20 protein-coding genes are annotated in these 25,619 nt (G+C 71.7%); 11 read left to right on the top strand and 9 right to left on the bottom strand.

Features of this window, described 5'->3' with window-relative positions; genetic code table 11:
- Positions 1–138: 138 nt before the first annotated feature.
- Entirely contained in the window at positions 139–1,386 is a 1,248-nt protein-coding gene (locus tag ACIBCM_RS00965) for a cytochrome P450 (RefSeq protein WP_399238727.1), read from the top strand.
- Between the two features lie 125 nt (positions 1,387–1,511).
- On the opposite strand, the gene ACIBCM_RS00960 is transcribed toward ACIBCM_RS00965, so the two are convergent.
- The 3 genes from ACIBCM_RS00960 to ACIBCM_RS00950 all read right to left on the bottom strand — a co-directional run bounded on the left by ACIBCM_RS00960 (position 1,512) and on the right by ACIBCM_RS00950 (position 5,809).
- A complete protein-coding gene (locus tag ACIBCM_RS00960; protein WP_399238725.1) occupies positions 1,512–2,123 on the bottom strand; it encodes a hypothetical protein in 612 nt (203 codons plus the stop codon).
- A complete protein-coding gene (locus ACIBCM_RS00955) occupies positions 2,120–3,424 on the bottom strand; it encodes a hypothetical protein (RefSeq protein WP_399238723.1) in 1,305 nt (434 codons plus the stop codon). The genes ACIBCM_RS00960 and ACIBCM_RS00955 overlap by 4 nt, the downstream gene beginning before the upstream one ends.
- Before the next feature lie 213 nt (positions 3,425–3,637).
- A complete protein-coding gene (locus tag ACIBCM_RS00950) occupies positions 3,638–5,809 on the bottom strand; it encodes a bifunctional glycosyltransferase 87/phosphatase PAP2 family protein (RefSeq protein ID WP_399238721.1) in 2,172 nt (723 codons plus the stop codon).
- Positions 5,810–6,109: 300 nt separating this feature from the next.
- On the opposite strand from ACIBCM_RS00950, the gene ACIBCM_RS00945 reads away from it, so the two are divergent.
- The 3 genes from ACIBCM_RS00945 to ACIBCM_RS00935 all read left to right on the top strand — a co-directional run bounded on the left by ACIBCM_RS00945 (position 6,110) and on the right by ACIBCM_RS00935 (position 7,973).
- On the top strand, positions 6,110–6,805 hold the full coding sequence (locus tag ACIBCM_RS00945) for an O-methyltransferase (RefSeq protein ID WP_399238719.1): 696 nt from the start codon (positions 6,110–6,112) through the stop codon (positions 6,803–6,805).
- Positions 6,806–6,885: 80 nt separating this feature from the next.
- Positions 6,886–7,344, top strand: a complete 459-nt coding sequence (locus tag ACIBCM_RS00940) for a TIGR03618 family F420-dependent PPOX class oxidoreductase (RefSeq protein ID WP_399238717.1) — start codon at positions 6,886–6,888, stop codon at positions 7,342–7,344.
- A 287-nt stretch (positions 7,345–7,631) separates the two neighbouring features.
- Positions 7,632–7,973, top strand: a complete 342-nt coding sequence (locus ACIBCM_RS00935) for an antibiotic biosynthesis monooxygenase family protein (RefSeq protein ID WP_399238714.1) — start codon at positions 7,632–7,634, stop codon at positions 7,971–7,973.
- Between the two features lie 118 nt (positions 7,974–8,091).
- On the opposite strand, the gene ACIBCM_RS00930 is transcribed toward ACIBCM_RS00935, so the two are convergent.
- On the bottom strand, positions 8,092–10,155 hold the full coding sequence (locus tag ACIBCM_RS00930) for a DHA2 family efflux MFS transporter permease subunit (RefSeq protein WP_399238712.1): 2,064 nt from the start codon (positions 10,153–10,155) through the stop codon (positions 8,092–8,094).
- A gap of 204 nt (positions 10,156–10,359) precedes the next feature.
- Here ACIBCM_RS00930 and ACIBCM_RS00925 point away from each other — a divergent pair, with 204 nt between their 5' ends.
- Complete coding sequence (locus ACIBCM_RS00925) at positions 10,360–11,040, top strand: HAD-IA family hydrolase (protein ID WP_399238710.1); 681 nt, start codon at positions 10,360–10,362, stop codon at positions 11,038–11,040.
- Between the two features lie 289 nt (positions 11,041–11,329).
- Here ACIBCM_RS00925 and ACIBCM_RS00920 read toward each other — a convergent pair whose 3' ends face one another.
- Positions 11,330–11,911, bottom strand: a complete 582-nt coding sequence (locus ACIBCM_RS00920; protein WP_399238708.1) for a TMEM165/GDT1 family protein — start codon at positions 11,909–11,911, stop codon at positions 11,330–11,332.
- A gap of 648 nt (positions 11,912–12,559) precedes the next feature.
- A complete protein-coding gene (locus tag ACIBCM_RS00915; protein ID WP_399238706.1) occupies positions 12,560–13,297 on the bottom strand; it encodes an ABC transporter permease in 738 nt (245 codons plus the stop codon).
- A gap of 177 nt (positions 13,298–13,474) precedes the next feature.
- Between ACIBCM_RS00915 and ACIBCM_RS00910 the strand changes: the two genes are divergently transcribed.
- From ACIBCM_RS00910 to ACIBCM_RS00895, 4 genes are all read left to right on the top strand, one after another.
- On the top strand, positions 13,475–14,218 hold the full coding sequence (locus tag ACIBCM_RS00910; RefSeq protein ID WP_399238704.1) for an HNH endonuclease family protein: 744 nt from the start codon (positions 13,475–13,477) through the stop codon (positions 14,216–14,218).
- A gap of 254 nt (positions 14,219–14,472) precedes the next feature.
- On the top strand, positions 14,473–16,161 hold the full coding sequence (locus ACIBCM_RS00905; protein WP_399238702.1) for an alkaline phosphatase D family protein: 1,689 nt from the start codon (positions 14,473–14,475) through the stop codon (positions 16,159–16,161).
- Between the two features lie 249 nt (positions 16,162–16,410).
- Positions 16,411–16,875 (top strand): DoxX family protein, encoded by a 465-nt coding sequence (locus ACIBCM_RS00900; protein ID WP_399238700.1) that lies wholly within the window; start codon positions 16,411–16,413, stop codon positions 16,873–16,875.
- A 484-nt stretch (positions 16,876–17,359) separates the two neighbouring features.
- Positions 17,360–18,178: a DedA family protein gene (locus ACIBCM_RS00895; RefSeq protein WP_399238697.1), complete on the top strand. Its 819-nt coding sequence runs from the start codon at positions 17,360–17,362 to the stop codon at positions 18,176–18,178.
- Here ACIBCM_RS00895 and ACIBCM_RS00890 read toward each other — a convergent pair.
- From ACIBCM_RS00890 to ACIBCM_RS00880, 3 genes are all read right to left on the bottom strand, one after another.
- On the bottom strand, positions 18,159–18,401 hold the full coding sequence (locus ACIBCM_RS00890; RefSeq protein WP_399238695.1) for a DUF2277 domain-containing protein: 243 nt from the start codon (positions 18,399–18,401) through the stop codon (positions 18,159–18,161). The two genes, ACIBCM_RS00895 and ACIBCM_RS00890, sit on opposite strands and share 20 nt — an antisense overlap.
- Positions 18,402–18,579: 178 nt before the next feature.
- The gene (locus ACIBCM_RS00885) at positions 18,580–19,065 is read right to left on the bottom strand and encodes a protein-tyrosine phosphatase family protein (RefSeq protein WP_399238693.1); all 486 of its coding nucleotides are present in this window, start codon (positions 19,063–19,065) and stop codon (positions 18,580–18,582) included.
- A 179-nt stretch (positions 19,066–19,244) separates the two neighbouring features.
- Entirely contained in the window at positions 19,245–20,126 is an 882-nt protein-coding gene (locus ACIBCM_RS00880; RefSeq protein WP_399238691.1) for a hypothetical protein, read from the bottom strand.
- Positions 20,127–20,485: 359 nt separating this feature from the next.
- On the opposite strand from ACIBCM_RS00880, the gene ACIBCM_RS00875 reads away from it, so the two are divergent.
- Positions 20,486–21,082, top strand: a complete 597-nt coding sequence (locus ACIBCM_RS00875; protein ID WP_399238688.1) for a hypothetical protein — start codon at positions 20,486–20,488, stop codon at positions 21,080–21,082.
- A gap of 674 nt (positions 21,083–21,756) precedes the next feature.
- Positions 21,757–25,581 carry a tetratricopeptide repeat protein gene (locus ACIBCM_RS00870; RefSeq protein ID WP_399238686.1) on the top strand — a complete coding sequence of 1,275 codons (3,825 nt, stop codon included), beginning with the start codon at positions 21,757–21,759 and terminating at the stop codon, positions 25,579–25,581.
- Positions 25,582–25,619: the final 38 nt, after the last annotated feature.

Raw genomic sequence — 25,619 nt, 5'->3', positions numbered from 1 at the left:
ACAGATGCCGCCACACCCCTTGCTACTTGTAGAACTCGTTATTAGCTTTCGGTCAACTTCTGATGGGTCGTCAGAGATACTCGTGTCACCCAGCCGCACCCAGAGACCTTGACACCGCCGCCGGACCTGGAGTTGCCGATGTCCTGCCCCCACCTGCCCGAAGGATTCGACTTCACCGATCCCGATCTGCTGCGAACCCGGGTGCCGCACCCCGAGTTCGCCCTGATGAGAAGGACCGCACCGGTGGCGTGGTGCGCCCAGCGGCGCGGTGTCTCCGGCTTCGACGACGAGGGCTACTGGGCCGTGACCCGGCACGCCGACGTCAAGTACGTCTCCACGCACCCCGAGCTGTTCTCCTCCTGGACGAACACCGCCGTGATCCGTTTCAACGAGTCCATCAAGCGGGACCAGATCGACGTCCAGCGGCTGATCATGCTGAACATGGACCCGCCGGAGCACACCCGCGTACGGCAGATCGTGCAGCGGGGTTTCACCCCTCGCTCGGTCAACTCCCTCCAGACCGCGCTCCGGGACCGCGCGCACAAGATCGTGGCCGCGGCCGTCGAGCGCTCACGCGCCGGAGGTTCCTTCGACTTCGTGTCGAACATCGCCGTCGAACTCCCGCTCCAGGCCATCGCCGAGCTGATCGGGGTCCCCCAGGAGGACCGGGCCAGGATCTTCGAGTGGTCCAACACCATGGCCTCGTACGACGATCCCGAGTTCGCGATTACCGAGGAGGCGGGCGTCGAGGCGACCATGGAGTTCATGGCGTACTCGATGAACCTCGCCGCCGCCCGCAAGCAGTGCCCGGCCCAGGACATCGTCACCAAGCTGGTGGCGGCGGAGGGTTCGGGCAATCTGTCGTCGGACGAGTTCGGGTTCTTCGTCATCCTGCTGGCGGTCGCGGGCAACGAGACGACCCGTAACGCCATCACGCACGGGATGCACGCCTTCCTCACCCACCCCGAGCAGTGGGAGCTGTACAAACGCGAGCGCCCGGAGACGGCCGCCGAGGAGATCGTGCGCTGGGCCTCGCCCATCGTCTCCTTCCAGCGGACCGCGACCGAGGATCTGGTACTCGGCGGGCAGGAGATCAAGAAGGGGGACCGGGTCGGGCTGTTCTACTCCTCCGCCAACAACGATCCCGAAGTCTTCGACTCCCCCGAGGTCTTCGACATCACCCGGGACCCGAATCCGCACCTCGGCTTCGGGGGCGGGGGCCCGCACTTCTGCCTGGGCAAGTCACTCGCGGTGATGGAGATCGATCTGATGTTCAACGCGATAGCCGACGCCCTCCCGGATCTGCGTCTCGCGGGCGACCCCCGGCGGCTGCGCTCGGCCTGGCTGAACGGCATCAAGGAACTCCAGGTCACCGCGGGCGCCTGAGCGTTCCGGCAGCCGGACGGCCACTCCGAGCGGGACTCGGGCCGGCGCCTCCGTGCCGGGGAGGGGGTGCGCCATCGCCTCCCCTCCCGCGGTGCCCCGGGTTCACTCCCGTGGTACCCCCGGTGTCACCCGGCGGACGCCGCGAAAATCTCCACGGCCTCCGCCAGTTCCTCCTCGACGCCCCGCCGCGCCAGCACCGCCTTCTCCAGTACCGGCAGAGCGGAACGCAGTTCGTCGAAGACGCTTATCGTGATCAGCCGCACCGAACGGTGGGGATGCCTCAACAGCCGCTCCGCCGCGGCGCCGGTCCGGGGATCCGGGTCGGGACCCACGGTGCCGTAGGACAGGGAGAACGTGTACGCGGCCGCGAGCTGACGGAGGGCCCGCAGCAGACCGGACGCGGATGTGCTCTCGTCGAGCAGCCGGTCCACCACCGCCTCCAGCGGCACGGTCTCCAAAGCGTCCGCCAGCAGTGCCGCGATCTCGTCCGCCGCCTCCGGGCTCCGCCTGCTGACGACGGTGACGGAGGATACGCCGTAGTCGGACTGCTGCACCTCGTGGACGAGCGTGCCGTCGCCCGCATCGTGGCTCCGGTGGGTCGGAGCGCCGCACCGAAAGCCGCTGTCGACCGTCAGCGGCCAGCCCCGTTCCGCGGCGAGAGCGCTGATCGCGGACGAGTCGGCGTCCTCCGCGAGCAGCAGGGTCCGCTCGAACACTGCGTCATCGGTGCCGGTCATGCCCCCTCCCCGTCCACGCCCGCGTCGTCGTCTTCGTCGTCTTCGTCGTCTTCGTCGTCGGCGTCGTCGTTCAGATCGTTCCAGGTCTCGACCGGCGCGCCAGTGTCGTCGATCATGACCGGACGGCCGCTGTAATAGTCGTCGAAGGCGTTGTAGGTGTGGTCGTCGACCTGGCCGAGGGCGATGTTCTCCATCTGGAGCCGTACGGAGGGTTCGGTCTCCGTCAGAGCGAGTTCGTCCGCCAGCCAACGGTATCCGTACCAGTACGCGATCCGGGCGAGTCGTGTCCGCACCTCGGGCGCCGGGTGGTCGGCGAACTCCCCCAGCAGCCTGCTGCGCCGCAGGTCACCGGCCCAGAACCCCGCGAAGATCCGCAGTGCGTCAGCCAGTTGGCCGGGCGATTCCGGAGCCTTCAGCATCTCCTCCAGCTCCCTCTCGCTGTGATACGTGAACCCGCTCACCGCCCCGATGACGTCCAGAGGCAGGTCGGGCGGGAAGTCGTTCGAGGTCTCGGCGTTGATCCTCTCGACCACCTGGTGATGGGACGGCGGCGAGGGCCGGTAGCGCACGGACACGTAGACGGAGTGCTGGGACTGGATCTCGAACGAGAGATAGGAGCGTGAGTGGAGGGTGCGCCAGGTCTTGGACGGGATACGGCCCCGCAACTGCGCCTGCGAGGTGTCCGACGCCAGGCTCGCGGCCATGACGAGGGGGTTCACGAACTCGATGTCGTCGGCCAGAGGGTCGTCCAGCAGGGAACTCCCCCAGGCTTCGTGCTCCACGTACTGGACGAGGGTGAAGTAGCGGTCCAGGTCGTGGCCGTTGATCTCGACGAGGTCACCAGAGTAGATATGCGGCACCTTCACGTCACCGCGCAAGCCGAGAAAGCCCCGGGTGAAGCGCGGCATGTCGGTACGCCGCAGCGCGGGCTTGGGGTGGCTCCGCCCGATCACCTCGGCGAGCGCTGCGGGTTCGGGCGCCACGGGAATCCACAGCCGTGGTCCGTAGAAGTCACCGAGCGCGCACCAGAGCCGGGACGGCTGTTCGGAGGGGTCGAGGTACCACTCGACGGGAACGTCCGCGCCGAAGAGTCGTGTGGTGACTCCGGGGCCGCTTCCCACAAGCAGTTTTCCCCCCGAGACACTCTCGTCCAGCTCGGAGTCGGCCAGTGTCCGCATGGTCGAGTCGGCGTTGTCCCGCCGCGAGGGCTCCCACTCTCCGGGCTCTCGCCAGGAGATGCCCAGATCCCGACTCGCGGACGACGTGGTGAGCCGCCCCCACCACCCGGGTATCGAAGTCATGGCGCGACCCTAGAGCCGGCGCCCGGCCCCGGGGCTATCACGCGCGCGGAAGCCCGTGATATCCCGGATCGTTCGGCACGGCGGCGCTCCCGAGTGGCGGAGCCGCGCGAGTTGGCGGATCCTGGCTGAACGCGGCGATCCACCCCTGGGGGGTACGGGCAGTCCCTGTCCGTACCCCCCAGGGGCCGTTGTACGCCCGGGGCGCTACGGCGGCTACTTGGGCGCGGCCGGGACCGCGGACTCCTCCCGGCTGCCCGGCACGGTCTTCGTCCCGGAACCCGTCCCGGTGCGCGCTCCCCGGCCCGGCTCCCCGGATGTCCGCGCCGCCGGCACGGCACCCGCGCCGCCGACGGTGGCCGTATCCGCCGTATCCGAATCGCCGCCGGTTGCGGACTCCCTGCCCGTACCGCTGTCGCCGCCGTCCGTACCCGCCCGTGGCAGCAGCTTCCGCCGCCCCGACAGGACGTAGGTCAGGCCGAAGCCCGCACCGACGACGGCCGCGCCGCCCACCGCGTCCAGCACCCAGTGATTGGCGGAGGCGACGATGACATAGAGCGTGATGAGCGGGTGGATCAGGCCCAGCGCCTTCATCCACAGCTTCGGCGCGAGGACAACGACGACCACACCGCACCACAGCGACCAGCCGAAGTGCAGCGACGGCATCGCCGCGTACTGGTTGGTGACGGCGGTCATCGCGCCGAACTCCGGGTTGGCGAGGTCCTTGGTGCCGTGGACGGTGTCGACGAAGCCCATGCCCGGCATCAGACGCGGCGGGGCGAGCGGGTAGAGCCAGAAGCCCACCAGCGCGAGGAGCGTGGCGAAGGCGAGGGCGGAGCGGGCCCAGCGGTACTCGGTGGGGCGCCGGATGTAGAGGATCGCCAGAATCACCAGCGGCACCGGGAAGTGGAACGACGTGTAGTAGAAGCCGAGGAAGTCCTCCAGCCACTGGACCTTCACCGTGGCCTGGTTGACCCAGTGCTCGATGTCGATACCCAGGGCCTGCTCGATGGAGGCGATCTGCCGTCCGTGCTCCTCGGCCGTGGCGGTACTCGACGTCGCGGCCAGGCGGATCTTCGAGTAGATGGAGTACCCGACGCGGATCGCCAGGAGTTCGAGCAGCAGATTGGGCCGGCTCAGGGCACGCCGCCAGAACGGCAGCAGCGGGATACGGCTCCAGCGGGACGCGACGGGTGTGGCGTACTCGGTCGGCACGGGGCGCCGGAACTGCGGTGCGGTGCGCGAGAGGAACGGCACCACACAGGCGGCGGCGAGCGCCGCGATGAGCACGGCGTTGTCGCGTACGGGGTGGAGCACCTCCATGTTCGGCAGCAGCATCTTGTTGGGCAGGGTCATCGTGAGGACGACCAGCACCGGCCAGAGCATGCGGTCGGCGGCCCGCTTGCCGACCCGGCCGACGACGGCGAGGAGCACCCACAGCAGCTGGTGCTGCCAGGTGGTGGGCGAGACGGCGACGGCGACACAGCCGGTGACGGCGACGGCGAGCAGGAGCTGGCCGTCCTTCGCGTACCGGATGGCGCGGCGCAGCCCGAACCAGGCGACGACGGCGGCGAGGGAGAGATAGAGCACGATCTCCAGCGGGCCTTCGAGGCCCAGGCGCAGAAGTGCGCCGTGGAGCGACTGGTTGGCGAGCCCGTCGGGGCGGCTGCCGAGCCCGGCTCCGGCCACATGGTGGACCCAGTACGTCCAGGAGTCGCTCGGCATGGCGGCCCAGGCGAGCGCCGTGGCGCCGGTGAAGGTGGCGGCCGTGGTGACGGCCGCGTGTCTGCGCCCGGTGAACCACAGCAGCGGAGCGAACAGCAGGACGGTCGGCTGGAGGGCCGCCCCGATGCCGATCAGCAGTCCGGAGGCCCGCTCACCGCGGGCGGCGAAGCAGCCGAGGAGGACGAGCAGTACCGGGATGATGCTGGTCTGGCCGAGGTAGAAGCTGTTGCGCACCGGCAGGGAGAGCATCAGCAGGCTGATCGCGATGGGCGCGGCGAGGAGCCGGCTGCGGCGCGATACGGGCCCCGGCAGGGCGCGTGCGACCAGCAGGCCGATACCGGCGACCAGCAGAAGGGTGCCGAAGGTCCAGGCGACGCCGAGGCTCTGCTCGGCGGAACGCGTGAGCGGTTTGAGTACCAGCCCGGCGAAGGGGGTACCGGTGAACCTGTCGGCGTCGTACAGCGAGCCGTTCACATGCAGCACGCCGTTGGGGCCGATCCAGGTCTCCAGGTCCATCAGCCGTTCACCGGGTGGCTGGCGCAGAACCGCCGCCGTCTGCCGTACGGCGAGGACGGCGGCCACGAGCCACAGCGCGGCCCTCGCCGCGCCCATCCTCGTGTCCGTCGTCACACTTCCGCGCACGCTGTGCTCCGCGTTCGCCACGTCGCGCCGCGCCTCCCCTACGTCCGTATGTCCGAGTTGTTCCGGCCCCCGGGACCGGTCGCTGCCCCGGAGAAGCCTCCCATTGCCCGATCAAAAAGACTCGGGCAACCCCCTCTTTGCCTGACAGTCACCCGGTTTTGTTCGGATGTCCGGCAGGCCCGCCCCGGGACGGACCGGTGTGGTCGCCGGCCCGGCCGCGCGGAGGGCATCCCGGGGAAGATACAAGAACGGAGCGCCCCGCACCTGCGGGTTCTCCCCGCGAAAGGCGCGTCCGGCCATCTCTCGGCATAGGTTGGAACCATGACTCAGGAGCTGACAACGGACCAGTGGCACAGACGATGGGAAGCGGTCGACCGCTATGTGACCGGGCTGCTGGCCCCCGCGGACGAGGCGCTCACCCAGGCGCTCGCGGACAGTGACGCGGCCGGGCTGCCCTCGATCGCGGTCGCGGCCAACCAGGGAAAGTTCCTGCATCTGCTGGCGCGGACGATGGGCGCGCGGACGGTGCTGGAGATCGGAACCCTGGGTGGTTACAGCACCATCTGGCTGGCCAGGGCGCTTCCGGAGTCCGGCAGGCTGATCTCACTGGAGTACAGCCCCGATCACGCGGAGGTCGCCCGTATCAATCTGGAGCGTGCCGGTCTGGACTCGATCGCGGAGATCCGGACGGGCCCCGCGCTCCAGACCCTGCCGATGCTGGCGGCGGAGCCGGGCGCCGGACCGTTCGACCTGTTCTTCATCGACGCGGACAAGGTGAACAACCCGCACTACGTTCAGTGGGCACTCAAGCTCTCGCGCCCCGGCAGCCTGATCGTCGTCGACAACGTCGTACGCGGCGGATCGATTCTGGACGCGGACACCGGCGATCCCTCCGTGCGGGGCACGCGCGAGATGTACGAGCTGGTGGCGCGGGAGCCCAGGCTGGACGCGACGGCGGTGCAGACCGTGGGCTCGAAGGGGTACGACGGCTTCCTGCTGGCACGCGTGGTCTCCTGAGGTACCAGGGTCCGGGACATCCGGTGACACGTGATCCGGAATTTCCGGAACCTGTGCTTCACTCCGGGAGTTGGCCTGGCATGAGCAATGGACCCGCACCCCGTGCCATGACCGACGACGCCCTGTCCGAGCTGCTGGGCTCCCAGATGTTCGGGACGCTCGCCACCAACAAGCGCAGCGGTCATCCGCATCTGACGACGATGATCTACCGGTGGGACCCCGAGGACCGGATCGTACGGTTCTCCACCACCGACGAGCGGGTCAAGGTCAGACAGCTGAGGCGGGACCCGCGCGCGGCCCTGCATGTGAGGGGGGACGACGTGTGGTCCTTCGCGGTGGCCGAGGGGGAGGCGGAGGTCTCCGACGCCTCGTCGGTCGCCGGGGACGCGGTCGGGCGCGAGCTGCTGGCGATGGTGCCCGAGGTCGCCCGGCCCGACGACGAGGGAGCCTTCCTGGAGCAGATGGTGGCCGAGCGGCGTGTCGTGATCCGGCTGAAGGTGGGACGGCTGTACGGGACGGCGCTGGACGTCAGCGGCTGACACGGCGTGCCGGCCGCTGGGGCGGGGGTGGCCTCGGCCCTGCGCGTACGCCGCCGCCGGTGTGCCGGGGCGCCCCCGCTCCCCGGGTCCCGGCGCCGGTCCGCCGGTCCGGGACCAAGTCCGGGTCCGGTTCCGTCCGCCGGGACCAGGTCCGGGTCCGGGACCAAGTCCGGGTCCATTCGCCGGGTCCGGAACCAGGTCCGGGTCCGGCGGACGGGTGACCCGGGCCGAGCGCGGACTCCGTCGGGGGGTACGGTCGAGATCCCTCCTAGGCGAAGGATGTCCTTGTGGCCAGCGTGGTGAAGATCAACGTTCTGACGGTCCCCGCGGAGCAGCGCGAGGTACTGGAGAAGCGGTTCGCCGCACGCGCGGGAAGCGTGGAGAGCTCCGACGGGTTCGAGTGGTTCGAACTGCTGCGCCCGCTGGAGGGCACGGACCAGTACCTCGTCTACACCCGCTGGCGCAGCGAGGCCGACTTCGAGGCGTGGATGGCCGGTTCCATGCGCGGCGCGCACGCCCCGCAGGGCGGTGCCCAGGGCGGCGAGCAGGCAGCCAAGCCCGCGGCGACCGGGTCCACGCTCTGGTCGTTCGAGGTCGTCCAGTCGGCGGGCCCCAAGTCCGGGGAGTGAGACAGGGGAGTGAGACCGGAACCCGAGTTCCCGAGGTCATGACCGTCGTTCATGACCGTCTGAACCCTCGCGCCCGAGTCCTGCGGCTCGCCCGACGCGACCCGGCTTCACCGCGTCATCAGCGGCCGTGTTCCGGGGGCGCGTGGTCGCGCCGGGGCCCGGGCCCGGTCGGGCGTTCCTCGTCCGATCCGCACAGCTCCGCGTTCAGCTCCTCCACCAGCTGCACCAGATCGGTCGGCCGGTCGGGGCCCCACCAGTCGCCGAGCAGCTCGGCGAGCGAGTCCTCCCGGGCCTTGGCGAGATGTACGGCGATGTCGAGCCCCGGCTCGGTGAGGACCAGCTGCACCCCCTCGCGGTGGGCGAGTCCGCGGGTCTCCAGCTGCACGGCGGCGTCCGTGATCACCCGCAGCGGCACGGGCGTGGTGTCGGCGAGCAGCCCCGGTTCCACCGTCCCGTGCCGGCGGATGCGCAGCAGGAGCCAGCCGGCCGCGGGCAGCAGGTCGTAACCCGCCCGGGCGATGATCTTCTCGTAGACATGGCGTCTGCCCTCGCGCGAGCCGAGAAGGGACAGTGCCCGCGCGACCTCCTCGTGGGACGAGCGTTCGACCGGGTTGGAGGCGAGCGTCTGGCTGGGGTCGGGCGCGGTGACGGAGGCACGGAGCGGGTCCTCCCTGAGGAACCAGGAGACGGCGAACGCCAGGAGCACGACGGGCACGGCATACAGGAAGACATTGGTGATGGCCGAGGCGTAGGCGTGGATCACGGGCTCCCGCAGGGCCGGCGGCAGCCGTGAGATGGAGTGGGGGTCCGCCGCCAGCTCCCCCGCTCCGGTGCCCGGCGGGACCGGCCGGCCCGCCAGCGCGGCGGAGATCCGGTCCTGAAGTCCGTTGCTGAAGATCGTGCCGAAGATGGCGACGCCGAAGGAGGCCCCGATGGAGCGGAAGAAGGTGGCGCCCGAGGTGGCGACGCCGAGGTCCTCGTAACGGACCGAGTTCTGCACCACCAGCACCAGTACCTGCATGACCAGGCCGAGTCCGGCGCCGAAGACGAAGAAGTAGAGGCTCATCTCCCAGGTGGGGCTGGACTCCGTGAGCCGGTGGAGCAGCAGAAGCCCGAGGGCGGTGATGGCGGTGCCGGTGATCGGGAAGATCTTCCAGCGGCCGGTGTAGCTGACGATGTGCCCGGACACGGTGGAGGTGACGAGCAGGCCGATCACCATCGGCAGCATATGGATACCGGACACGGTGGGGCTGATGCCCTGGACGACCTGGAGGAATGTCGGCAGGAAGGTCATCGCGCCGAACATCGCGAAGCCGATGATGAAGCTGATGACGGCGACGAGGGTGAAGGTGCGGATACGGAAGAGGGGAAGCGGGAGCACCGGTTCGGCGGCCCGGCGCTCGACGCCGATGAAGACGACGAGCAGCACCGCGCCGAGCACGGCGAGCCCGATGATCTGGGGCGATGCCCAGCCCCAGGTGGTGCCGCCGAGTGAGGCCACCAGGACCAGACAGGTGGCGACGGAGGCGATGAGGAAGGTGCCGAGGTAGTCGATGGTGTGCCGGGTGGGGCGCGAGGGGATGTGCAGCACGGCGGCGATGACGGCGAGCGCGACCGCGCCGATGGGCAGATTGATGTAGAAGACCCAGCGCCAGGAGAGGTGTTCGGTGAAGAATCCGCCGAGCAGGGGGCCGAGGACGCTGCTGGCGCCGAAGACCACGCCGAAGAAGCCCTGGTAGCGGCCGCGTTCACGGGGCGGGACGATATCGCCGACGATCGCCATCGACAGGACCATCAGCCCGCCGCCGCCGAGGCCCTGGAGGGCGCGGAAGGCGATGAGCTGGGGCATGTTCTGGGACAGACCGCAGAGTGCGGAGCCGATGAGGAAGATCACGATGGCGGTCTGGAAGAGTTTCTTCCGGCCGTACTGGTCACCGAGCTTGCCCCACAGCGGGGTCGCCGCCGTCGACGCCAGCAGATAGGCCGTGACGACCCAGGACAGATGTTCCAGTCCGCCGAGGTCGCTGACGATGGTGGGCAGCGCGGTGGAGACGATCGTCTGGTCGAGTGCGGCGAGCAGCATGCCGAGCAGCAGTGCGCCGATGGCGACGAGCACGGTCCGCCGGCTCTGCCCTTCACCCGGGGCCGGACTCACGGGCTGGGTGCGCACTTCTTGGGCCATACGGAACTCCTCGCCTCCGGAACCCTCTCCAACCCCTCCATCCTGGTGTGTTTGTCCGGTTACGTCCTGCTGGGGGCGCGAGGGGTGGCCTTCCCGGGAGGTGCTTTGTATCATTCTTGAACAAAGTGGCTCCGCCCGTCTCCCTGACCGGCGGGCGGAGCCGCTCTTGTGCTTCTTCCCGCGCCAGAGCCCTGGAGTACGCCGATGCCGGAAAGCACCCTGACGACGCCCGGAAGCACCCTGACCGCCCGGGCCCTCCTGCTCGACATGGACGGCACGATCGTCAACTCGGACGCGGTGGTCGAGCGCTGCTGGCGGGAGTGGGCGCTGGAGCACGGCCTCGACCCCGTGGAGACGCTCAAGGTCGTCCACGGCCGGCAGGGGCACATGACGATGGCGCACTTGCTGCCGGACCGGCCGATGGAGCAGAACCACACGGAGAACGCGGTGATGCTCGCGCGGGAGACGGCCGATATGGAGGGCGTGGTCCCGGTGGCCGGGGCGCCCGCCTTCATGGCCGCGCTGGCGGAGCTGCCGCACGCGCTGGTGACCTCGGCGGACGCGGCGCTCGCCCGGGCCCGGATGGAGGCCGCGGGACTGCCGATGCCGGCCGTCCGCGTCACGGCGGAGTCCGTGGGCGCGAGCAAGCCCGACCCGGAGGGTTTTCTGAAGGGGGCGGCGGAGCTGGGGGTCGACCCGGCGGACTGTGTGGCCTTCGAGGACTCCGAGGCGGGGATCGCGGCGGCGCGGGCCGCGGGGATGCGGGTGGTCGGCGTCGGCCCCCGCGCCGGGCGCCTCGGACCGGACCTCCATGTCGAGGACCTCACCTCGCTGGAGCTGACGGTCTCCGGGGCGGGGGTGCGGCTCCGGGTCCGTACCCCGTGAGCCGGACTCGCTGAACCCCGGGCCGGGGCGCGGGCTGCCGGGGTCCCGGGGTTCCCGGGGTGAGGTTCCCGATCGGGGTCTCCGGGCGGAGGTCTCGCGGGGAGGCCTCTCCCTGGGCGGGGTCTCCGGGGTCTCCCGGGCGGGGCCTCGCACCCAGGGCTTCCCGGATCGGGGCTCCGGGGCCGGGGGCCTCCTCGCGCCGGGGCCTCGCACGCTTCCCGGATCGGGGTTTCCCGGGGCCCGGGTCTCCCGCCCCCGGGTCTCCCCGCAGACGGGCGGCTGCCCGCCCTTACCCCAGCGCCTCGTACAGGCTGAATCCCGCCAGGACCAGCATCAGCGCCGCCGCCACCTTGGTGATCAGCTTCAGCGGTACGTACTTCATCAGCGTCCGGCCGCCGATGATGCCGATGCCCGCGACCGCCCAGAGCGCCAGCACCGCGCCGATGCCGACCGAGACGGGATTGTCGTACCGGGCCGCGAGGTTCGCCGTCATGATCTGGGTGAGATCGCCGAACTCCGCGACCAGGATGAGCATGAAACCGGCCCCGGAGACCTTCCAGAAGGACTGGTCGGCGGGCGCCTTGATGTTCTCCTCGTCGTCGTCGCTCTTCCGCAGGAGCAGCACCAGCGCGCCCGCTAGGAACAGCACGCCCACCACCGCCTGCACCAGCCGGTGCGGCAGCAGGGTCAGAACGCTGCCGGCCGCGATCGCGAGCGCCACATGCACCGCGAAGGCCGCCGCGACGCCCACGAAGACATAGGAGGCGCGGTAGCGCGTGCCGAGCATCAGACCGGCGAGCGCTGTCTTGTCGGGGAGTTCGGCGAGAAAGACGACGCCGAAGGTGATCGCCATGATGGTGAAGCTGATCACGGGTGGGATTCCTCAATCGGTCGGGCTGTCCGTACCGAGAGACCGTGGAGACTGAGAAAGGGGTCGCTTCGGCACGGCAGCGTCAGTCATGACAACAGGACACTGCGGCCGAAGGTCTCGCTGGCGGACACCCGGCTCATGGGCCTCGACGGCTCATGGGCCGGAACTCCGCCTCCGGGCGCCGGCCGGGCACGAGGCCCAGCAGTATGTCGACGGTCCGGCGAAGAGCTACTCCCCTTCTGCTCCGTCCAGGGTACGCGACACCCGGCCCGGCGCTCTGCGGCGTACGCCACACCCGGGGCCGGAGGCGGGTGCCCTACCCGGGGTGGACGCGGGGCCCTACCCGGGGCCCACCCGGGCCGGAGGCGGGGCCACCCGGGGCGCACCGGGGCGGACGCGGGCCCACCCGGGCGCACCCGAGCCACACGTGAGCGCGGGCCCCGCCCGGAGCACCGAGGCGCCGTGCCCCTCGTCCCTCGCCCGGAGAGCCCGCGCCGCCAGCTGCCCGCCCGCAGACGGCGCCCGCACCCCGGGCAACCCGCGACCGCCACCCACCCGGCACCCATCGCATCCCTAAGCCCGGAGAGCCCGGGCCGCCCACCGCCCCCGCCCCGGGCGCCCGGGGCCCCCGCGCTCGCCCCGCACCCCTCAGGGCTCCCGGTACAGCCGCCCCCGCGCCACCAGCTCCAGCACCACCGCGACCGCCACCGCCTGTACGGCCATCAGCGCGACCAGGACGAACAGCTGCACCGCCCCGGCCAGCAGCGGTGACGCCCCGCCGAGGAGCATGCCGACGAAGGCGCCCGGCAGCGTGACCAGGCCCACCGTCCGGGTCTGGTCGAGCCCCGGGAGCAGCGCATCGGCCGCCGAGTCCCGAGCGACCTCCAGCCGGGCGTCGCGGTCGAGGAGCCCGAGAGCCATACCCGCCTCCACCTCCCCGTGCCGCAGCTTCAGTTCGTCCAGGGCCCGCCGCCCGGCGAGCACGGTCGCGGTGAGCGCGCCGCCGATGAGGATCCCGGCGACGGGGACGAGCGCGATGCCCTTGAGCGGTACGAGCCCGGTGAGCAGCAGCGCGGCGAGGACGGGGAACACTCCTGCGGCGATGGGTACGGAGGCCCACCACCAGGTCCGGTTGCGGGTGATACGGCGCCCCGCGGTACGTACTGCCACCGCGTACATGAGCAGCACGAAGCCGAGCAGCAGCGGCAGTGCGTGGACCACCCAGCCGATGACCAGGGAGACGGCGGCGAGCTGGACGGCGGCCCGTACGCCCGCGACGACGATCTCGCGGGCGCGCCCCAGCCGGGCGACGGCGGCCACGCCCGCCGCGACGGCCAGCAGCACGGCCAGGACCGCCCCGAACGTGACATTGACGGTCAGCAGCACCCGCCAACCCTACGACGCCCGGCGGCCGGTGCCGATCCGTCAGAACCGGCCATCCCCAGCCCTTGATATGACGTGTCCATGTCGTCACGCTGTTACCCGGCGCTCACCCCCGCATCACCTCACGCGCCCAGCATGAACATGCCCTGATAGCCGGACCCCTGGAACGAAGGAATTGTCATGCCCACGTTCTATGCGCGTCGCAGCCACCGAATACCCCGCACCCGCCGCAAACGCCGCCCCCGCGGCTTCAGCCGTATCCCCGGCTTCGGCCCTGGCCGCCGGATCACTCGCTTCCGGCGTCTCACCGTCCTCGCCCTGGCCGCCGCCGTCGCCCAGACCGGATTCCTCGCCACCGCGCCCGCCGCACAGGCCGCCCCTCCCACCCCGGTCAACGCCGCCACCGCCCGGATCCACCTCGGACAGCTCACCGTGCGCGCCGAGGGCTCCTCCAGCGGTTACAGCCGCGATCTCTTCCCGCACTGGGCCACCCAGTACGGGGCGTGCAACACCCGGGAGGTCGTCCTCCGGCGCGACGGCAGGAACGTCGTGCAGAACACCTCCTGCGCCGCGACCTCCGGTACCTGGTACTCGGAGTACGACGGCGCGACCTGGTCCTCGGCGTCCGATGTGGACATCGACCATGTCGTCGCACTCGCCGAGGCATGGCGCTCCGGCGCGAGCGGCTGGACCACGGCCCGGCGCCAGGCGTTCGCCAACGACCTCACCCGACCGCAGCTGATCGCCGTCACCGACCGGGTGAATCAGGCCAAGAGCGATCTCGACCCGGCCGAGTGGCTGCCGCCGCGCCAGGCGTACCGCTGCGTCTACGCCCGGATGTGGGTCCAGGTGAAGCACCACTACGGCCTGACCGTCGACACCGCGGAGAAGAACGCGCTCACCTCCGTACTCGCCGGCTGCTGAGCCCGTCCGGAGCGTGCTCGACGGCTGCCGAGCCCCTCCGAGCAGTACTCGCCGGCTGCTGAGCCCTCCGGACCGTGCGCGGCGGCTGTTGGGCCGCTCTCCCGGCCGGATCGTCCGGGAGGGCGGCCCGTACCGGCAGGACGGGTTCCGGCGGACGCGCGCCGGAACCTGTCCGTACCCCCCGGTCGTTCCGTACCGTACGGGGCGACCGGCGCCCGACACCCCGGCGAGGGCCCCCTTGAGGAGGACGGACTATGGCCGCCACGGCACGGCTTCGCCTGGGACCGCTGCTGCGGTACGTGGACTGGGAGACGGGCGGCACCGCGACCGTCTGGGTCGAGGCCGACCGGCCCTGTACGGCCGAGGTCCGGTGCGCGGACGGAGCCGGGGGTTCCGCGCCCACCTTCACCGTCGCCGGACACCACTACGCCCTGGTGACGGTGACCGGACTGACCCCCGGCACGACCACCGCGTACGAGGTGCTGCTCGGCGCCGACCGGGTGTGGCCGATCGAGGGCTCCCGCTTCCCCGCGTCCACGATCTCCGCGCCCGAGGTCCCCTCGGACGCGGTCACCGTCTCCTTCGGCTCCTGCCGCTGGGCCGCCCCGCCCCTCGACGAGCACGACCCGATCGGTCCTGACGCCCTCGACACCCTCGCCGCGCGGCTCGCCGCCGACCCGGCCGCCGCCCGCCCCGACGTCCTTCTCCTCCTCGGCGACCAGGTGTACGCGGACGAGACGTCCAAGGCGACCCGGGCGTGGATCGCGGCGCGCCGCGATCTGAACGAGCCGCCCGGCCCGCACGTGGCGGACTACGAGGAGTACACCCGGCTCTACTACGAGTCCTGGCTCGACCCCGAGGTGCGCTGGCTGCTTTCCACCGTCCCCAGCTGCATGATCTTCGACGACCACGATCTGATCGACGACTGGAACACCAGCGAGTCCTGGCTGGCCGAGATGCGCGCCCTGCCCTGGTGGGAGGAGCGGGTCCTCAGCGGGCTGATGTCGTACTGGGTCCATCAGCATCTGGGAAACCTCTCCCCCGCCGAACTGGCGGCGGACCCCGTCTTCACCGCCGTGCTGACCTCCCCCGACGGCACCGGCGCGCTCCGCGACTTCGCCGCACGCGCGGACGCCGACCCCGGCTTCACCCGCTGGAGCTACCGCCGTGACTTCGGCCGGACCCGCCTGCTGATGGTCGACACCCGCGCCGCCCGGGTGCTCGACGAGCAGCACCGCTCGATGCTGGACGCCACGGAGGCGCGCTGGGTGCGCGAACAGACCCTGGACGCCCCGGGGACGTACGACCACCTCCTCATCGGCACCTCGCTGCCCTGGCTGCTGCCGCCCCTGATCCATGACGCGGAGAGCTGGAACGCGGCGCTGAGCCGGGGCGAGCGCGGCCCGCGCTGGGCCCGTTTCGGGGAGAACGTGCGCAGACGCGCCGATCTGGAGCACTGGGCGGCCTTCCCCGACTCCTTCGAGGCTCTGACCCGGCTGATCGCGGAGGCCGGCACCGGCGACGGCGCTCCGGCGACGATCTGCGTCCTGTCGGGGGACGTCCATCACGCCTACGTCGCCGAGCCGGACTGGCGCGGCGCCGGGGAGCCGGACTCCCGCGTGCTGCAACTGACCTGCTCCCCCGTGCACAACTCGATTCCGCGCTCGATCCAGTGGGGCTTCCGCTTCGGCTGGAGCCCCGCAGGGCGCCGGCTGGGCCATCTGCTGGCGCGCCACGGCCGCGCGGGCAGACCGCCCGTGCACTGGGACCGGACGGGCGGCCCCTGGTTCGGCAACCATCTGATGACCCTGTCCCTGCGCGGGCGCTCGGCGTCCCTGCGGCTGGACCAGGCGCGGGCGGAGGCGGAGGGGGTGCGTCTGGTGACCGCGGACGAACGGGAACTGACCGCTCCACGGACACCCGCACGGTCCGAACCGGAGTGAGGTCCCCGACCGGGGCCGATCGGGTGCAACCAAAAACGGGCCGATGGGTACGGGTGCGAGTTCCGGAACCTGGTCAACGGAGCCCAGTAACCGGAATGCGGATCCGGAATGAGAGTCGGATGAGAATCCGACCATCGTTGGATGTTGAACTTGCAAGCAAAATGAGGGGTACCTAACTTGGGGGCCATCACGTCCCCGCGCCTCCACATCCCCACGCACATCCACGTCCCCACACGTAGGAGTCCCCCCATGGCCAACACCTCGTTGACCTCCCGGCTGAACCGCTCTCAGCCATACGTACTCAGCCTGTTCCGCATCGTCGTCGGACTGCTCTTCGCCTGTCACGGAGCGGCCTCCCTGTTCGGCGTCCTCGGCGGCGCGCACGGCGGCGGCACCGTCGAGACCGGCACCTGGCCCGACTGGTACGCCGCGATGATCCAGCTCATCGGCGGCGGTCTGGTGCTGCTGGGCATCGGCACCCGCACCGCGGCCTTCGTGGCCTCCGGCTCGATGGCGTACGCGTACTTCAAGGTCCACCAGACCGAGGGCCTGTTCCCCCTTCAGAACGGTGGTGAGCCGTCCGCGTTCTTCTGCTGGGCCTTCCTGCTGCTGGTCTTCACCGGGCCGGGCGCGCTCGCGCTGGACCGGGTGTTCGCGCGGGACGAGAGCACCGTGGAGGAGCAGGAGCGCCCGGCTTCGGCGCTCACCGCGTAACCCCCGTCCCCCAGGCGCCCGGGAACACCGCCCGCTCCCCGTCCCGGGCGCCCACCGTGCCCGGGACGCCGGGCGTCCCACCGTGCCCGGAACGCGTTCCACCGTGTCCGGAATCCCGGAATCCCGGAATCCCCGGCATCGGGCAGCGCCCGGAAATGCCGGGTGCCAGGCGCAGTGCCCGGATCTCCCCACGAGGTCCGGGCACTTCTTCCCACGAGGTCCGGGCACTTACCAAGGTCGTCGCCGTAACTCCCCCATGCCCTCTATTCGCTTCACCCGGCCGCCCGGCCCGAGTAACGTCGGCCCGACCGGGCGATGGGAGCGCCCGGGCGGGTGACGGCCGGACGGAGTGCCGCCATTGGGGACACAGGTGATGATCACACCATCGGCGACCCCCCGGTGATCTCACGGCAAACCTCACGCGTACGCTGTACAGCTGACAGTGCCGTGTTCACCGCTTACCGACCGACTTCACCGTCACGGCATGGTTCGTTCAACGGGGCAACGGGGAGAGTTCAAGGTGCTGGAGAGTCTGGGGTCGCTGACCGGCAGCCCTTGGATCTACGCGGTGGTGGCGCTCTCCGTCCTCCTCGACGTCTTTCTGCCCGTGCTGCCGAGCGGGGTCCTGGTGATCACGGCGGCGACCGCCGCGGCGGCCGGTACGACCACCGCCACCACCGTCGCGGGCCAGGTGCCCCGCGAGGTGCCCTCACTGCTGGTCCTCATTCTCTGCGCGGCCACCGCGTCCGTGCTCGGCGATCTGGTCGCCTACCGGCTGGCCCGGCGCGGCGGCGACCGTTTCGACCGCGCAATCGCCCGCTCCCGCCGGCTCACCAGGGCGCAGGACCGTCTCGGCACGGCGCTGAGCCGTGGCGGCGGCGCGCTCGTCGTGATCGCCCGTTTCGCCCCGGCCGGCCGTTCGGTGGTCTCCCTGGGCGCGGGTGCGTCCCAGCGCAAGGTGAAGGAGTTCCTGCCGTGGTCCGCGGTGGCGGGCCTGGTCTGGGCGGGCTACAGCGTCGGCCTCGGCTACTTCGGCGGCCAGTGGCTGGGCGCGACCTGGATCGGCGCGGCCGTCTCCGTTCTGGCGCTGTTCGGCGCGGGCGCGCTGGCGGCGTATGTGATGCGCCGCCGCCATGCTCCGCTCTCCCCGGCCTCGGCCGTCGCCGCCGCTTCGACGGGCGCCACCGCCTCGGCCACGGCGCCTTCGGCCCGCTCGGCGTCCGGGGCCCCTTCAGCGTCCGCGGTCTCTTCGGCTTCTGCGGCTTCCACAGTTTCTACGGCTTCTACGGCCGAGCGGATCTGACCGCCGTCCGTGCGGCTCCCCTGATCTCCAGGCCGTCGAGCAGCTTGTGGGTGGCCTCGGCGATTTCGTCCACGGCCCGGTCGAACACCTCCTGATTGTGCGCGGCGGGCGCCCGGAACCCGGACACCTTGCGCACGTACTGGAGAGCGGCGGCCCGGATGTCCTCCTCGGTGGCCTCTTCGGGGAGTACGGGCGGGCGGAGGGTCTTGATGCTGCGGCACATGTGTTCCAGTGTGCCTCGCGGTCGCGCCAGGGGCTCAGGAATCGGCCGGACCGTGTGACCGTGTGGTGCGTGGCCGGGGCGGTGCCGGGCCCGGTGTCCCTGCGGAGGGCCGGGAGCGGGGCGCGTTCAGGCCGCCCGTTGCCGATGTCAGCCGGTGTCAGCCGTGGGCCGGCCGGGGTCAGCCGGTGTCAGCCGGGGGCCGGCCGGGGCCGGTGCGCGCGGTGCCCGGCGGTCCGGTGAACCGGCGGACGAACCGCCGCTGCCAGGGAGTCTCGACCGCCCCGCGGTGATAGCCCCGCCGTACGTACTCCACCGCCCGGTCGGCCGGTACTCCGTCGAGCACGGCGACGCAGGCCAGAGCCGTTCCGGTACGCCCCCGGCCGCCCCCGCAGGCGATCTCCACCCGCTCATGAGCGGCCCGGTCCCACGCACCGCGCAGAATCCCGGCGGCACGCGCCGGGTCCGCCGGGAGCCGGAAGTCGGGCCACCGCACCCAGTGGCTGTCCCAGGGAACCTCCGGAGGCTCCTTGCCCAGCAGATAGACGCCGAGCGCGGGCACCGGTCCCTCCGGCAGCGGCCGTCTGAGCCCGCGTCCCCGGATGAGCCGCCCAGAAGGCAGCCGCAGTACGCCCGCAGCGTCCGGATCCCATGTCGTTCCGCCCATGGTCGAGACGGTAGACCGGGCGGCACGGGCGGCATCGGACATCGGCGGAATCCCCGGGAATCGGGCGCCCGGTGCGGGTGCCGACGGCCATGGGCCCGGACGGTACCGGTGTCGCCGGACATCTGCCGGGCCCGGCCCCGGGGCCGAGCACACGAAGCCGTCTGCGCCCGGTCCTGCCCTCAGTGGATCGTACGGTCCCCGGCTCCGCCCGTTGCGTCCCCGGCGTCCAGCTCCGCGAGCGTGCCGAAGACGATGGGGATCGCGTCCTCGTCCCCGGGGTCGGCCGGGTCGAACCAGACGACCGCACCGTCCCCCTCGCGCGGGACACTCCCCCGGTCGAAGAGCCCGGTCCTGGTGACCCAGCGGTCCGTGCCCTCGTGGTCCGTGAACCGCACCACGAACCGGATACGCGGCAGGTTCATGATCTCCGCACCGGTCCCGGCCGCCTCGGTCACCACGCCCGCGGCCCGAACCCCCCTCTCGACCACCGCCCGTAGGCGAGCCGCGCGACGCCCTGCCGCGCGGTCGGCACGGATCGCGGAGGCGATACGGAACACGATGTACAGCGCCAGCAGCCCGGGCACCCAGTACTGCGACGTCCACGCAGCCCAGGCCCCCGCGCCCCAGGTCGCGCCTCGCTGCCCGGCGGCGTCCACGAAGGTCCCCGGCTCGGGGGCGGTCACCCACAGGGAACGGGCGCCGAGGAACAGCCCCAACGCGGCACTCGACGTGGCGACGGCCGACGAGATCGCCGACTGCACTCCGAGTCCGAGCCGGCGGACCGTCCCCGCCCGCAGCCCGACCCCCAGCACCGACCCCGCGATGGCGCCGGTGAAGAGGGCCCAGAGGAACCCCGGGGTGTCGTTCGCGGGCTCCGTATCGGCGGTGAGATACACCGTACCGACGGGGTAGGCCACCGCGTCGGCGAGCCCGAACCCGAACAGCCACCAGGCCGCCGCGTACAGCCCCGGCCCCACGATCGCCCCGAGCCCCGCCCGTCCGGGCCCGCCCGCCGTCCGTTCCGTGTGACGCCGCCCGGCGGCCGGATCCACCGTACTCATCCGCTCCCCCTGTGACGTATCCGATCATCGAACAGTAGGCGAGGGAGGAGCGGACGGTAAGGGGAGAAAATCCGCGGGCGGTGCGGCGGCCGGAGGTGCGACGATGGCGCCGGACCCCTCGGCGACGGCACGGCATGGCACGGCCCCCCTCGGCGCTTCGGTGCCCGGTCGCCCTCCCGGCCGTCAGCACCCCGAGCACCCTTCCGAAAGGACCCCGGCCCGGTGATACCCGGTGACACAGCTCCCGTAGCGCGCTTCCCCTGCTTCCCGCGCAGCTCCCGGGACCCCGGCCGCCCGCCGTTCCCGGGCCCTCCGCCGGCCCTGGACCGCCCGGGCCTGTCTCCCGAACCGGCGCGGTCATGACGAGGCCCGCGGTGGGGAGCACCCCGCACCGGTGTGCCGAGTGCGGCGGGTACGCCACGAGCGGTGCGCCGGACTGCGTCACCTGCCGGGAACTGGTCGACGGTGTCGTGGAGGAGGAGTGGGGGGTGTTCCTGCGCCGCTGGGGCGTGGGCCCGGACGACCACCGCCAGGCCGCCGAAATCGCCGCGATGGTCACCGAGGAACCCGACCGCCACGACTGGCGCGTCGTGGACGCGGCCCTGGACCGGCTGGTCTGCGGCGACTGCGGAGAACGCCTCGGCCGGGGCCCGGTCGGCTGCGCGCCCTGCGATCTCGCCCACGGCTTCCGCTATACGGCGATCGAGACCGACCGGCCGGGCGTCCCGCCGGGCAACGAGCACGCGGTACGGGTCAATGTGTCCGTGGTCCGCCGCCCCCATGTCACCTCGCCCAACGAACTCCTCGTCCGCCGCATGATGCTGCCCGCGATCCTGGCGGGCGCGCTGCCGACGAACCAGCAGGCCCAGCACCTGGCGGCGCTGATCCGGAAGAGCCCCGCGGCCCAGCGGGCCGCCATCCTGGAGGAGGCGGTGGAGAAGCTGCTCCAAGGGTGAGCGGCCCACCGCACCGGCCGCCGCGGGCGAGCCCCGGGAGCAGCCTGGCCGACCGCGTGCGCCAGGCGACCGCCCGAGCCCGGCCGAACAGCTGACGGGCCCACCGGGCCCGGGCATCCGAGCTTCCGGCTGTCCGGCTGTCCGGCTGTCCGGCTGTCCGGGCAGCCTTCCGGATGGCCGGGCAGTCATGGCATCCCCGCCCGGATCGGCGCCCGCTCGGTCGAGGCGGCGGCCGGTTGGGCGGTCCGCCGGTGTACGGCGCCATCCCCGGTGACCGGCCCGCGCGTCGAGTGTCTCCGTCGGTTCAACCACCGCCGCCCCGTTCACGCCCGTTGACGCGCGCTCGCGCCCGGCCGTGGCAGCGTACGACCGGGCGCGCCCGGCGCCGCACGGCCCCGGCCGGGTGGATTCCCCCGGACCGGGTCACCGTGCCCCGACCCGGAGCAGCGCCACCGAAAGGGGCCGACGCCCGCCGCCGTGACCTGTCACCCCAGGCAGCCGCCTCTTTCCACACAGCCGAGTGAATACCGGACATATGAGCCAAGTGGTGGATTTCGCGGTTGATATGTGGTGATTGCGCATTGGCGCATTCGACGCGAAGTTCTCCACCTCGATGATGGGCCGACGAACTCGGCGATGACGAACTCAGCGATGAGGATGAGGGTGAGCGCACCATGACGACACCCATCGGGGCGGAGATCCCGGTCGACTGGATCTGTATCCGCGACACCATTCAGGTCAACGACGCGCTGCGGGCGGAAATCCAGCGAGAACTGGATCACTACGACATCTCACCGACCGCCCGTCTGGCGCTCGTCGCCCGCGAGATCACCCATGACACCGGCTATGCGCTCACCGGCCTGACCGACCACCCCCTCCTCCTGGTCGCCGAGACCTACCGTGGCAACGGCGGCGCCGTGGACTCCCGTGGCCGGTCCGGATCGACGGGGCCGTCGGGTACGGCCGGGAAGTCGGGACAGGGGCAGTCGGGACGGGCGGGCGGTCCGGGCGGCCCCGGGGGCCCCGGGCAGCCGGGCGGGCCCGCCTCTGAGATCACCGTGCTCGCCCATACCCTCTCCGACCTGCGCCTGGTCGCCGACGGAGGTCCCGGCGGCGCCGGAGGCCGGGGCGGCCCCGGCGGGCCCGGCCACAAACCGCGGCCCAAGCCCAACAAGCCGGACGTTCCTTTCGGGGACCCCGGCCCGGGCGGTGCGGGCGGCCCGGGCGGCAACGGCGCCGCAGGCGGCCCGGCGGCGGCCCTCAGAGTGGAGACGGTCACCCACTCCGGACTCACCTTCGACAGCTCCGGCGGCGCGGCCGGAGAAGCCGGCCGCGGCGGCGGGGGCGGCAAGCACGGCGGAGCCGGCGAGCCGATCGGCCCCGAAGGCCCACCCGGCTCCCCCGGCCCCGCACCGGGCGCCTCCGTCGGCTTCACGCTCATCACACACACCGCCGACGACTGGTGGGCCCTGGTCCGCACCCGCCTCGGCGCCCGCGCACGGGAGTGGGCGGACTACCGCGCCTCCGTCGGGGAGTACTTCTTCCGTCTCCACTACCCCGGTGACCCGCAGCGCAAGGGCCACCGGGACACGGCGGACCACGAGTTCGGCCGGGCGCTCGTCCTGGCTCCGGATCACGAGGAGGCGGCCCGGCTGTCGCGCTACCTGGCCGCCGGACTGGCCCCCGTCGGGCACGCGTACGATCTCGACATCCTCCCCGACTTCCCCCGGTTCGAAGGGCTGGTGGCCAACTACCAGACCGCCGTACTGCAACTGCTCGGCAACGCGGCGAACCTGCTGACGACCACGCTGATCGCGGAGCAGGCGAAGGAGAGGCTGGAGGCGGACGTGGCGGGGCTCGTCCGGATGGGCGCCGCGCTCCAGCTCGAATCCGAGGCGGCCGAGACGGCGCTGGAGGCCGCCGACAGCCGGGCGAAGGTGCTCCTCACACAGATCGGGGAGACCCAGGCGGAGTTCGCCGCCATCCAGGAGCAGATCGCCACCAAGCGCATGGAGTTCCCGCCCGGCAACGATCTCGGCCTGGTGGTCAACGTCGCCATCGCGGCCGCACAGGTCGCCGCGGCGGTCGCCACCGGGGGCGCGACCATCATCGCGTCCCTGGCCGTGGCCGGAATGCTGGCGGCCTCCACGTCGTCGATGTCGCAGTTCTCGGCGACGACCGGGCGGTACACCGCGGACGGCACCTTCCCGGACACCTGGTGGCAGGACAAGAGCGATCCGGACAACCCGAAGATCGACCCGAAGATGCGGGAGCGGGTCGTCTCGCTGAAGGGGCTGGCCGCGCAGACCGGGACCGTCATCGACGCCACCCGCACGGTCTTCGAGCTCTTCGCGGCCAAGGTCGACGGTGAGCTGGAGAACAAGGCGAAGGCCCTGATCATCAAACAGGTCGAACTGACCAGGGAGGCGGCGATCCAGAAACTGGAAGTCCAGCGCGCCACCCTGCTCAAGGCGGCCGCCGACACGCGTATCGCCTCCAACAAGGCGGACATCGAGCACCTGGAGAACCTCGCCGGGGACTGGGCGAACGACATCGGCACCCTCGGCCGGACCGCACGCACCCTGATCAAGCAGACGCAGAGCTACGTCGACGTACTGATCACGTACTCCTTCTACGCCCACCGGGCGCTGAACCTGTGGATGTTCCGGGAGCCGGACGCCGCCTTCGGCTTCGACATCGGCCATCTGCACCCGGACGTCATCGCGGACACCTACCAGCCGGTCACCCGCGGCGACCAGGACCGCGACGCCCCGGTGGCCGCGCTGCTGCGGGGCTACGAGCTGTCCTGGGCCCGGATTCCCGAACTGGCCCTCCTCGCCAAGAAGCACGAGGAGTACACCCGCCTCCATCTCGACTACGACGTCCGCTACATCAGCGTCAAGGAGCCGGCGGTGCTGGACGCGCTGCGCGCGGGCCGAACGGCCGCCTTCACCCTCGGCTGGTCCGCCTTCCCGGCGAAGTGGACCGAACTGAAGGCGGACTACGTACGTATCGGCCTGCTCGGCGCGACCGCCCGGACACCGACCGTTTCCCTGATCCTCGAACACTCCGGCCGGGCGGAGAACAAGCGGCACGAGGACGGCACGAAAGCGGTCAAGCTGTTCGCGCCGGCCCGGTCGAGCACGGTCCCGGCCACCTTCGGCCGCGAGCCGCAGGACCCGCCCCGCACCCAGCCCGCGTTCTGGGGCCGGAGCCCGGTGGGAACCTGGCGGGTCACCGTGGAGAAGCTGTCCGCGGAGCAGGGCGCGCTCGACCTGAGCGGGCTGAAGGAACTGTTCCTGACCGTCCCGTGCTGGTTCTACCGGCCCCCGGAATCGTCCCCCGCCCAGCCGGTGGTCGAGCCCATGGCACTGCGGGCCGACTTCAGCGGCGACGGCAAGCCCGATACAGCCGTCTGGCAACCCGCCGATGGAACCTGGCGCATCGAACCGGCCTCGGGGGGCGAGGCCGTCACCGTGGCCTGGGGCCTGCCGGGGGACATCCCGGTGCCCGCCGACTACGACGGCGACGGCAAGGCCGAACCGGCCGTGTTCCGCCCCTCCAACGGCAAGTTGTACGCCCGTCCGGTCGCGGGCCCGCCCGCCGGCTACCTGTGGCGTACGGCGGGCTATGAGCCGGCGCCGGCCGAGATCCGGGGGATGGACCTGCTGGCGAACGCCTTCCGGACCCGCGCCGCCGACTTGACCGCCGCCGGCCGGCACACCGAGGCCGTCGAGGCGCAGCAGCAGGCCCGTGCCGCGTACGAGCAGCTCACCGGGGTGTCCGAGCGCTACCGGCGGAGCCTCGCTCAGACCCTGGTGGTCCTCGGGCTGTATCTGGCGAAGGCCAAGCGGACCGACGAGGCGATCACGGCAGGCCGGCAGGGCGTGGCCGAGTACCGCACGGCACGGGACGCGGAACAGGTGGCCTGGGCGCTGGGCAATCTCGCATGGGTCTACGACCAGGCCCGACGGTACGCGGACGCGGCGGCGACGCAGCAGGAGGCGGTCACCGCCTATCGGACCCTGACCGCCGAAAGGCCCGCCTTCCGGGGCGCGTTGGCGAAGGCCCGGGTGTTCCTGAGCAACTACCTCCTCCGCGCGGGGCGGGCCTCCGACGCGGAGTCGGCCGCGCGCGAGGCGGTGGCCGGCTACCGCGAGCTCGCCGACCGGCCCGGCCTGGCCTGGGCGCTGGGCAACCTCGCTCCCTGTCTCCAGGCCGCGGGCAGGCCGGGCGAGGGCGCCGACGTCTGGGGCGAGGCACGGGCCGTCTACCAGGCCCTGGCCGCCTCGGACCCGGCCTATCGGCCGCTGCTCGCGAACAGCGCCTACCGTCAGTCCACACTGCTGGTCGCCGCCGGGCGCCGCGCCGAGGCGAAAGAGCCAGCCGACCAGGCGGTGACGCTGTACCGGGAACTGGCGGGGGCCGATCCGGGCCGGTATCTGCCGGCGTTGGAGGCGGCGGTGAAGCTCCGCGATTCGCTGGCGGCCCAGGGCTAGAACCGGTGCCGGCCGGTAGCGGTGCCCCATGGTGCCGG

The organism is Streptomyces sp. NPDC051018, from assembly GCF_044456085.1.
Taxonomy (GTDB): Bacteria; Actinomycetota; Actinomycetes; order Streptomycetales; family Streptomycetaceae; genus Streptomyces.
This window is presented reverse-complemented; position numbering and strand designations above follow the sequence as displayed.

Coding starts and splice junctions, on each gene's coding strand:
- ACIBCM_RS00965 (WP_399238727.1), top strand. CDS start 139: ATGTCCTGCCCCCACCTGCCCGAAGGATTCGACTTCACCGATCCCGAT.
- ACIBCM_RS00960 (WP_399238725.1), bottom strand. CDS start 2,123: ATGACCGGCACCGATGACGCAGTGTTCGAGCGGACCCTGCTGCTCGCG.
- ACIBCM_RS00955 (WP_399238723.1), bottom strand. CDS start 3,424: ATGACTTCGATACCCGGGTGGTGGGGGCGGCTCACCACGTCGTCCGCG.
- ACIBCM_RS00945 (WP_399238719.1), top strand. CDS start 6,110: ATGACTCAGGAGCTGACAACGGACCAGTGGCACAGACGATGGGAAGCG.
- ACIBCM_RS00940 (WP_399238717.1), top strand. CDS start 6,886: ATGAGCAATGGACCCGCACCCCGTGCCATGACCGACGACGCCCTGTCC.
- ACIBCM_RS00930 (WP_399238712.1), bottom strand. CDS start 10,155: ATGGCCCAAGAAGTGCGCACCCAGCCCGTGAGTCCGGCCCCGGGTGAA.
- ACIBCM_RS00925 (WP_399238710.1), top strand. CDS start 10,360: ATGCCGGAAAGCACCCTGACGACGCCCGGAAGCACCCTGACCGCCCGG.
- ACIBCM_RS00910 (WP_399238704.1), top strand. CDS start 13,475: ATGCCCACGTTCTATGCGCGTCGCAGCCACCGAATACCCCGCACCCGC.
- ACIBCM_RS00905 (WP_399238702.1), top strand. CDS start 14,473: ATGGCCGCCACGGCACGGCTTCGCCTGGGACCGCTGCTGCGGTACGTG.
- ACIBCM_RS00900 (WP_399238700.1), top strand. CDS start 16,411: ATGGCCAACACCTCGTTGACCTCCCGGCTGAACCGCTCTCAGCCATAC.
- ACIBCM_RS00895 (WP_399238697.1), top strand. CDS start 17,360: ATGGTTCGTTCAACGGGGCAACGGGGAGAGTTCAAGGTGCTGGAGAGT.
- ACIBCM_RS00890 (WP_399238695.1), bottom strand. CDS start 18,401: ATGTGCCGCAGCATCAAGACCCTCCGCCCGCCCGTACTCCCCGAAGAG.
- ACIBCM_RS00885 (WP_399238693.1), bottom strand. CDS start 19,065: ATGGGCGGAACGACATGGGATCCGGACGCTGCGGGCGTACTGCGGCTG.
- ACIBCM_RS00880 (WP_399238691.1), bottom strand. CDS start 20,126: ATGAGTACGGTGGATCCGGCCGCCGGGCGGCGTCACACGGAACGGACG.
- ACIBCM_RS00875 (WP_399238688.1), top strand. CDS start 20,486: ATGACGAGGCCCGCGGTGGGGAGCACCCCGCACCGGTGTGCCGAGTGC.
- ACIBCM_RS00870 (WP_399238686.1), top strand. CDS start 21,757: ATGACGACACCCATCGGGGCGGAGATCCCGGTCGACTGGATCTGTATC.